This window comes from Kitasatospora sp. NPDC059817 (genome assembly GCF_042731835.1).
In the GTDB taxonomy this organism is placed as follows: domain Bacteria; phylum Actinomycetota; class Actinomycetes; order Streptomycetales; family Streptomycetaceae; genus Kitasatospora.
Genome location: NZ_JBHWIR010000241.1, coordinates 1 through 8902, shown reverse-complemented (window position 1 = coordinate 8902; position 8902 = coordinate 1). Strand labels below are relative to the sequence as shown.

Annotated in this window: 8 protein-coding genes; 3 read left to right on the top strand and 5 right to left on the bottom strand. The window is 74.3% G+C overall.

All coding sequences use genetic code 11. From position 1 onward, the window contains the following. Nucleotides 1–132: 132 nt before the first annotated feature. On the top strand, nt 133–3054 hold the full coding sequence (locus tag ACFV61_RS31980) for an FAD-binding and (Fe-S)-binding domain-containing protein (protein ID WP_380495440.1): 2922 nt from the start codon (nt 133–135) through the stop codon (nt 3052–3054). Here the strand turns inward: ACFV61_RS31980 and ACFV61_RS31975 are convergent. Together ACFV61_RS31975 and ACFV61_RS31970 are read right to left on the bottom strand one after the other, a co-directional pair. After that, nucleotides 3051–3557: a hypothetical protein gene (locus ACFV61_RS31975; protein ID WP_380495438.1), complete on the bottom strand. Its 507-nt coding sequence runs from the start codon at nt 3555–3557 to the stop codon at nt 3051–3053. The two genes, ACFV61_RS31980 and ACFV61_RS31975, sit on opposite strands and share 4 nt — an antisense overlap. Nucleotides 3558–3598: 41 nt before the next feature. Beyond that, entirely contained in the window at nt 3599–4111 is a 513-nt protein-coding gene (locus ACFV61_RS31970; protein WP_380495436.1) for a DUF1453 domain-containing protein, read from the bottom strand. 79 nt (nt 4112–4190) lie between these two features. Between ACFV61_RS31970 and ACFV61_RS31965 the strand changes: the two genes are divergently transcribed. Further along, complete coding sequence (locus ACFV61_RS31965; RefSeq protein ID WP_380495434.1) at nt 4191–4814, top strand: TetR/AcrR family transcriptional regulator; 624 nt, start codon at nt 4191–4193, stop codon at nt 4812–4814. A gap of 63 nt (nt 4815–4877) precedes the next feature. Here the strand turns inward: ACFV61_RS31965 and ACFV61_RS31960 are convergent, their stop codons facing one another. The 3 genes from ACFV61_RS31960 to ACFV61_RS31950 all read right to left on the bottom strand — a co-directional run bounded on the left by ACFV61_RS31960 (nt 4878) and on the right by ACFV61_RS31950 (nt 7684). After that, nucleotides 4878–5336: a CBS domain-containing protein gene (locus ACFV61_RS31960; RefSeq protein WP_380377304.1), complete on the bottom strand. Its 459-nt coding sequence runs from the start codon at nt 5334–5336 to the stop codon at nt 4878–4880. 77 nt (nt 5337–5413) lie between these two features. Continuing rightward, nucleotides 5414–6385 (bottom strand): slipin family protein, encoded by a 972-nt coding sequence (locus ACFV61_RS31955; protein ID WP_380495432.1) that lies wholly within the window; start codon nt 6383–6385, stop codon nt 5414–5416. Between the two features lie 381 nt (nt 6386–6766). Beyond that, on the bottom strand, nt 6767–7684 hold the full coding sequence (locus ACFV61_RS31950) for a PIG-L deacetylase family protein (protein WP_063346448.1): 918 nt from the start codon (nt 7682–7684) through the stop codon (nt 6767–6769). Between the two features lie 294 nt (nt 7685–7978). Here ACFV61_RS31950 and ACFV61_RS31945 point away from each other — a divergent pair, with 294 nt between their 5' ends. Continuing rightward, nucleotides 7979–8761 (top strand): uracil-DNA glycosylase, encoded by a 783-nt coding sequence (locus ACFV61_RS31945; RefSeq protein WP_380495430.1) that lies wholly within the window; start codon nt 7979–7981, stop codon nt 8759–8761. Nucleotides 8762–8902 lie beyond the last annotated feature (141 nt).

The window sequence follows — 8902 nt, the reverse complement described above, 5'->3', positions numbered from 1 at the left end:
GGGCCGAGGTCCTGTCCGGTCGGCGCCGACCGACACCCCATCGGCGGTACCCCGGTCGTGGCCGGTACCCCTGCGGGCGCGCGGCTGCCATGATCGGCCGGAGCCGTCGCCGCACCCGCCCGGAGGTCCCTGGTGAGCCGTCCGTCCGCAGCCCCCGGGGCCGAGCTGGCCCGCGAACTGGCCGCCGTACTGCGCGGGGAGGTCCGCTTCGGCACCGCCGAGCGGACCGTCTACAGCCACGACGCGTCCAACTACCGGCAGCTGCCGCTCGGCGTGGTCAAACCCGCCGACCTCGACGACGTCCGCACCGCCGTCGCGCTCTGCCGTCAGTACGGCGTGCCGGTGGTGCCGCGCGGGGCGGGCACCAGCATCGGCGGGCAGGCGATCGGCCCGGGCGCGGTGGTGCTGGACTTCCGCCGCCACCTCGGCGCCGTCCTGGACGTCGACCCGCAGGCCCGCACCGCCCGGGTCCAGCCGGGCACCGTGCTGGACGACCTCCAGCGCGCCGCCCGGCCGTACGGGCTGCGCTTCGGCCCCGACCCGTCCACGCACAGCCGCTGCACCCTCGGCGGCATGATCGGCAACGACTCCTGCGGCTCGCACTCGCTCGCCTGGGGGCGCACCTCGGACAACGTCGAGCGGCTGGAGCTGCTGCTCGCGGACGGCACCGAGCTGACCGTGGGCGGCCGGCTCACCCCGCAGGAGCGCGCCGCGCTCCGTGCCCTGCCCGGGCGGCCCGGTGAACTCCACCGGCAGCTCCAGGAGTTCACCGACCGCAACCTCGCCACCATCCGCCAGGGCCTGCCCGCGCTGCCCCGCCGCACCTCCGGCTACCCGCTGGACGCCCTGCTGCCCGAGCACGGCCACGACCTGGCCCGCGCGCTCACCGGCACCGAGGGCAGCTGCGCGGTGCTGCTCGGCGCGACCGTCCGGCTGGTCGAGGAGCCGCCCGCGCGCGCCCTGGTGGTGGCCGGCTACCCCGACGAGGGCGCCGCCGCCGACGCCGTCCCCGCGCTGCTGCCGCTCGGGCCGCTCACCGCCGAGGGCATGTCCGCCGACCTGATCGCCGCACTGCTCGCCGCCGGCCCCCGCCCGCCCGCGCTGGACCGGCTGCCCGCGGGCGAGTGCTGGCTCTTCCTGGAGACCGGCGGCGCCACCCCGGTCGAGGCCTACCAGGCGGCCCGCCGGCTCGCCGACGCGGTGCGCCGCGAGCGCTCCGCCTCCGTCGCCCTCGTCACCGACCCGGCCGAGCAGCGCCAGCTCTGGGCCGTCCGGGAGGCGGGCGCCGGCATCGTCACCCGGCTGCCCGGCGGCGGCGAGGCCTGGCCCGGCTGGGAGGACTCCGCCGTCCCGCCCGAGCGCCTCGGCGACTACCTGCGGGACCTGCGCGCCCTGCTGCGCCGGCACAGCCTGCACGGCGTGCCGTACGGGCACTTCGGCGACGGCTGCGTGCACCTGCGGATCGACTTCCCGCTGGACGAGCCCGCCGGGGTGCTGGTCTTCCGGGAGTTCCTGGAGCAGGCCGCCGACCTGGTGGTCTCCTACGGTGGTTCGCTCTCCGGCGAGCACGGCGACGGGCAGGCCCGCGGCGAGCTGCTGCCCCGGATGTACCCGCCCGAGGTGATCGCCCTGTTCGGCGAGTTCAAACGGATCTGGGATCCCGAGCACCTGCTCAACCCGGGGGCGCTGGTCGACCCGCGCCCGCTCGACGCCGACCTGCGCTTCGTCACCGCCCCGCGCCGCCCGCTGCCGCTCGCCCTCCCGTACGAGCAGGACGGCGGCAGCCTGGCCAAGGCCGTGCACCGCTGCGTCGGCGTCGCCAAGTGCGTGGACCCGAACACCGGGGTGATGTGCCCCAGCTACATGGCCACCGGCGAGGAACGGCACTCCACCCGGGGCCGGGCCCGGCTGCTGGCCGAGATGCTGCGCGGCATGGCGGCACCTCCCGGCCGCCAGGGCGGCGCGGCGATCGCCGACGGCTGGCGCTCGACGGAGGTCCGGGAGGCCCTGGACCTCTGCCTGAGCTGCAAGGGCTGCGCGAGCGACTGCCCGGTCCATGTCGACATGGCGACCTACAAGGCCGAGTTCCTCCACCAGCACTACCGGCACCGCCCGCGCCCGCTCGCCCACTACTCGATGGGCTGGCTGCCGCTCTGGCTGCGGGCCGCCGCCCTCGCCCCCGGCGCCGCCAACACCCTCGCCCGCTCCCCGGCCGCCGGGCTGCTCAAGCTACTCGGCGGAGTCGACCGGCGCCGGGTGCTGCCGGTCCTCCCGCCGGAGACCTTCACCCGCTGGTACCGCCGCCACCGCACCGCGCACCCGGCCCCGGCGGGGGCACGGCCGGTGCTGCTGTGGCCGGACACCTTCTCCGACCACCTCCAGCCGAACGTGCTGCGCTCCGCCGTCGAGGTGCTGGAGCACCTGGGCTTCGACGTGCGGCTGCCCGCCGGCCCGGTCTGCTGCGGCCTGACCTGGTACTCCACCGGCCAACTAGGCACCGCCCGCCGGGTGTTGCGGCGCAGCCTGCGGACGCTGGCCGACACCGGGCTGCCCGCCGACACCCCGGTGGTCGGGATGGACCCGAGCTGCACCGCCGCCCTGCGCGAGGACCTGCCCCGACTGCTCGGCCCGGACGGCCGCCCGCTCGCCGAACGCACCCGCACCTTCGCCGAGTTCCTCGACCAGTACGCCCCCGACGCCCCGCTCCCGTACGTCCCGCTGGACGCCGTCACCCAGACCCACTGCCACCAGCACGCCGTCCTCGGCAGCGCCGCCGACCGCCGGGTCGAGGCCCGACTCGGCCTGCACAACCGGGTGCTGGACTCCGGCTGCTGCGGCCTGGCCGGCAACTTCGGCTTCGAGCGGGGCCACTTCGAGGTGTCCGAGGCGATCGCCGAGCGCGTCCTGCTGCCCGAGGTCCGGGCCGCCGCCCCCGACACGGTGATCCTGGCCGACGGCTTCAGCTGCCGCACCCAGATCACCCAACTCGCCCAGGGCCGCCAGGCCCTGCACCTGGCGGAACTGATCGCCCGGGCGCTTCGGGGGCGCACTTAGGGCGCGGCGTGCTCGCCGAGGAAGGCCCCGGCGCGGGCCGCGGCCTCCTCCTTCGTCGGGTAGCCGCGGTCGGCCGCGCCGCGCGCGCCGTCGGCGCCGACGCCCGCCCAGCGCCAGCCGCCGGATTCCTCCTCCTGCCCCAACTCGGCCGTTCCGCCGAACAGTTCGAGCATGCCCTGCGGCGCCGCCGGGCGGGCCTCCGGCCACTTCTTCCGGGCGCCCTGCCGGGTGATGCCCCAGGCCGCACCCAGTTGCTCGTAGCTCGCGCCGTAGGAACCCGCCGTCGCCGCCGCGATCGCGGTCAGCCGCTTGACCTCCGTGTCCACCACCTTCCAGGTGGCGAGGACGGAGAGCGCGACCTCGGCCGGGTCCGCGTTCCACATCCGGTCCTCGGGCAGCCCGGTCTCGCGCGAACGAACAGCCCTGGCAAGGGGGTTCAGTGCGTCACCGAGCGCCCTGGCCAGCTCGGACCGCTCCTCGGGGGTGATCTCGATCGATGTCATGCGACAACCATAGTTACCGAACCGGCCTACGACAACCAAAGTTACCGCCTGATTCGATCCGCGCCGAGTGACGGATTCAGACCCCGTCGCTCGGGCGCGAAGGGAAGACCCGCGACGAGCACCCGGCAGCCGACCGCCAGGGCCTCACCGAGGAAGCCCACGCCGATCGACAACTGCACCGGCCGGGCATCCGGAGCGAGACCGCAGCGGCCGGCGAGGAGGCCGAAGCCCGCCATCACCGCGAGGGAGCCGGCGGCGACCAGGAAAGTCCGGCCGGTGTACCGCTGCCACGCCACACCGTCGCGCTCGAACAGCGTGACGGTGATGCCGCGCAGCACCCCGAGTCCGACGCCGAGCGCGGCACCGGCGGCCACCCAGGCATAGTCACCCGCACCCAGACCCGGGCGCCGCACCAGCGACCAGAACCCGATCGCGGTCAGCACCACCGGCGGCGCGAACAGGTCCCGGGCATTGAGCGGCTCCCCACGCAGCCGCCGGATCACCACCACCACGACCACGACGGCGATCAACCCCGCTTGCAGCCAGACGTTCATCGGCACACCTCTCCCCGGGAGTTTTTTAGCTCGACCATGCTAAATCAGCAATTTAGCTCGACCGTGCTATAACGGCAACATGCCCAAGATCGTGGACCCCGCGGAACGCCGCCAGGCCGTCGCCGACGCCGTGCTCCGCGTCGCCGCCCGAGAGGGGCTGGAACGCGCCTCGCTACGCAACGTCGCGGACGAGGCCGGGCTCGCCATCGGCTCGGTACGGCACTACTTCGCCGGCAGCTCCGAACTGATGATCTTCGCGATGCAGGAGCTGGCCCGCCGCATCGACAGCCGCATCCGCACCCACGCCCACACCCTGCTCGACCCGGAGGGCGGCACCGACCGCCGCACACAGGTCGAGGAACTCCTCACCGAGACCCTCCCGCTGGACGCCGAGCGCCGGGAGGAGTCCGCGCTCTGGCTGTCCTTCGTCACCGCTGCCCGCACCCGCCCCGAACTCCGCTCCCGCGCCGCCGAGTTGCAGGCCGGACTGGACGGGCTGATCCACCGCGTCCTGACGGAGGCCGAGCGCTCCGGCGCCCTGGCGCCCGGCCTCGACCTCGCCGTCGAGACCCGCCGCCTCTCCGCCCTGCTCGACGGCCTCACCCTCCAGGCCGTCCAGCACCCGGACCTGGTCGGCCCGGACGAACTGCGCGCCGTGCTGCGCCGCCACCTAGACACGCTGGCCGGACGATGCCCTGATTGATTCGCCGCGTCCCTGATCCGCCACAGCTGGCACTGACCCCCCGGCCCGGATCAGCCGACGCCGTCAGGCCCCGGCCTTGGCCGCCTCCTCCGCGGGCGCCTCCTCCGCGCAGACCGCCGACACGAACTCCGCGACCCGGGCCTGCGGCAGCCCGCGCGCGATGTCCGCCTCGCTGATCATCCCGACCAGCTTGTGCTCCGGGTGGTTGATCACCGGCAGCCGGCGCACCCGGTACTGCTCCATCACCCGTAGCACCTGCTCCGCATCCTCGTCCGCCTCCACCGTCATCGGCCGGCCCAGGGCCAGCTCGCCCGCCGTCACCGCGGCCGGGTCCCGGCCCTCGGCGACGCAGCGCAGCACGATGTCGCGGTCGGTCACGATGCCCAGCAGCTTGTCGTCCTCCCCGCAGATGGGCAGCGCGCCGACGTGTCGTTCCCGCATGATCCGGGCGGCGGCGGCGAGCGTCTCGTGCTCGCGGATGCACTCCGCGCCCGGGTGCATGATGTCGCTGGCTCTGGTCATGGTCCCGCCTCCTGGCCTGGCTTCGGCTCCCCTGTCCATCCTGGTCCGGGCCCGCGGAGGCCGCCACCGGGCGCCGGTCAGGCCGCCTGGTCCGGCTCCGCGCGCCCGCCCGGCGCGTCCGCATCCGGCACCGGCGACTGGTCCAACAATTCCTCCAGCGGCGGGAGTTCGTGCTTCGAGCTGTCCTGCTCGACCTCCGCCTTCGCCGCCTCCTTCCCCTCCACGGCGGCCCGTTCGGCGGCCTTCGCCGCTGCCGCCGCGGCATTCACCGCAGCCCGCTGCTGGTTGTCCGTCGCGCTGTCCAGGAAGCGCAGCAGCTCCACCGGGAAGGGCAGCACCAGCGTCGAGTTCTTCTCCGCCGCCACCTCCACCACCGTCTGCAGCAGCCGCAGTTGGAGCGCCGCCGGGGTCGCGCTCATCACCGCCGCCGCCTCCGACAACCGGGCCGAGGCCTGGAACTCACCGTCCGCCGTGATGATCCGCGCCCGCCGCTCCCGCTCGGCCTCCGCCTGCCGCGCGATCGAGCGCTTCATCGACTCCGGCAGCGCGACGTCCTTGATCTCCACCCGGTCGATCTCGATGCCCCAGCCCAGTGCCGGGCTGTCGATCATCAACTCCAGCCCCTGGTTGATCGGTTCGCGGTTGGCCAGCAGGTCGTCCAGCTCGCTCTTGCCGATGATCGAGCGCAGCGAGGTCTGCGCCACCTGGGAGATCGCGAAGTGGTAGTCCTGCACGTTGACGATCGCCTTCACCGGGTCCTCGACCCGGAAGTACACCACCGCGTCCACCCGGACGGTCACGTTGTCCCGGGTGATGCCCTCCTGCGCCGGGATCGGCATCGTCACGATCTGCACGTTCACCTTGCGCAGCTTGTCCGCGATCGGCAGCAGCCCCACCAGCCCGGGCTCGCGCACCTCCCTGCGCACCCGGCCGAAGCGGAACACCACTCCCTTCTGGAACTGCTGGACGACCCGGACGCTCAGGCCCGCCCAGATCGCCCCCAGCCCGACCAGCCCCCCGATGGCACCCAGCACCGCATCGACGATCATCGCGGCCTCCTTGCGGCCTCGGCGAGGCCTCCTCGCGCACCAGCCAGCCCCGGACGTCGCCGACCCGGCCCAGCCGGGGGGCCGCCGGAGCAGCTGATTCCACGCTACGCCTGCCCGGGCAGGCCGGCGCAGGGCCGATACGGGCCCGGCACGAGCTCGGTGCACGGCCGATGCGGGCCCGGTGCGAGCCCAGCGCGAGCCCTAGGAGGGCTTTGTCAGGTCCTGTGGTGGGGGTCGGGGGGTTGTCCGGCCTCGAACGTCGCTGCGAGACGATCACCCGCTCGGGGATCGGTGGGGCGGTGGTGACCGGTTCGTCCCGCGGGGTTGAGCGGGAATCCGGGTCGGGCCGTCCGCCGACAGCCCGACCCCGGCCCTGTTCTGTTACGACCACTCCGGGTGCGGGGCCGTGATGCTCCCGAACTGGTACGAGTTGTTGGGGAGGGTGAAGACGTACTCGTGCGGGTCGTTGTGCGCGGACTCCAGCTTGTTCGGGACGCTGTGGTAGCCGAGCGCGTAGAGGTTCCGGGACGGGGCCCAGGTGTTGTAGCAGTAGATGGCGTTGCGCTTGGTCGCCATGTGCGCGGCAGGGATGTCCAGCACGTAGGCGGCACCGTTCGCGCGGGAGCCGAGCGGCTGGTCGTAGGCGTAGACGAAATTGAAGCGCACGTCGGTGAGTTTGCCCTCGCGGGCCAGTTGCACGGCCGCGTCGGCGATCGCCTTGTGGGTGTCGGTGATCTCCAGCCAGCCCGCGGTGAACTTGTGCGAGGCGCCCGGGTACTGCCGCGCGATGGACGCGATCTTCGACTTGACCGTGGCGACGAACCGGGCGAAGGCATCGGGCCCCCCGTAGGGGGAGTCGACGATCTTCAGGTTGATCACCTTGTCGACCCCGAGGGTGGCGGCAGAGGCCATGAACTCGGCCGTCCGGCAAGGGACGATCTTGCTGCTGCCGTCGGTCGGCCAGTTCACCCCGTGGTGGCCGCCGGCCGCGCAGGGGTGCCGGTCCGAGCCTGTGGTCAGCGGGCAGGGATCGGTGTTCATCAGCTTCGCCAGCCCGTCGTTCTCTCCCCGTGTCACCAGCACGAGGTACACCGGCCGGCCGGCCGCCTTGTGCTCCAGGATCGCCCCGGCCAGGCCCAACGCCTCGTCGTCCTGGTGCGGCGAGTAGAAGATCGCCGGCGGTGCCGCCGCCGACGCCTCGGTCGCCCACATGCCGGAACTCAGCACCGTCGCGCCGGCCAGCGCGCCAGCCGTCAGGACCTGCCGTCGAGACGGACCCGCGTACCCGTTCTCCACCATTGCTGCCTCCCGGTCCCACCGGACCTTCTCGCCACCGCCCCGATCACCGGGCCCAACCCGGTCGACGGGCCACCGTCACCCGGCGGTTCAACCAGGCCACCGTCCAGACCGCCCAGCGGGTGCGGCGGGACAGGGCCCAGTAGGGCTTTGTCGGGCGCCACGGATGGTCAGGCGAGGGGAGGGATGCCTCACCCGCCCAGGCCCCCTGGACCGGTGCCTGCCCGATATGCGACCGACCCGCATCCGCCCCGCTCCCACCACAGGACCTGACAAAGCCCTACTAGGATCGGGGCCATGCCGCAGTCCGCCGCCGCCGACGACCCCGGCCACCCCCGCCACCCCGCCGAGGCCGCCGCCCGCGCCATCTCGCTCACCGCGCTGGACCGCGTCGTCACCGACTGCCGGGCCTGCCCGCGCCTGGTCGAGTGGCGCGAGGAGACCGCCCGCACCAAGCGCCGCGCCTACCTGGACTGGGACTACTGGGCCCGCCCGATCCCCGGCTTCGGCCCGCCCGACGCCCCGCTCGTCCTGGTCGGCCTCGCCCCCGCCGCCCACGGCGCCAACCGCACCGGCCGGATCTTCACCGGCGACCCGTCCGGCGACCTGCTCTACGCGGCGCTCTACGACCTCGGGCTCGCCAACCGCCCCGAGTCCGTCCGGTACGGCGACGGCCTGCACCTGCACGGCGTCCGCATCACCGACCCGGTCCGCTGCGCCCCGCCCGACAACAAGCCCAGCACCGCCGAACGCGACACCTGCCGCCCCTGGATCACCCGCGAACTCCAGTTGCTGCGCCCCACCGTACGGACCGTCGTCGCCCTCGGCGGCTTCGCCTGGCAGGCCCTCCTGCCCGCCCTCGCGCAGGCCGGCTGGCAGGTCCCCCGGCCCCGCCCCGCCTTCGGCCACGGCGCCCTGGCCGTCCTCCCCGCCACCGACGGCGGCCCCGCCCTCCAGCTGTACGGCTGCTACCACGTGAGCCCGCGCAACACCAACACCGGCCGCCTCACCACCCCCATGCTCCGCGCCCTGCTCCGCACCGCCGCCCGGTCGGCCGGGCTGGAACCTGCGTCGGAGTAGGCCCGACGGCACCGACCCCCGTACGGTGCCCGCGGGCCCCCCCCGGCCCGCCCGGCCCCCGCCCGCCCGGGCCCCCCCCGCCCCGGCCCCCCCCGCCCGGGGCCCGGCCGCCCCACTCCCGGCTGAGGGTGACCAGCGCCT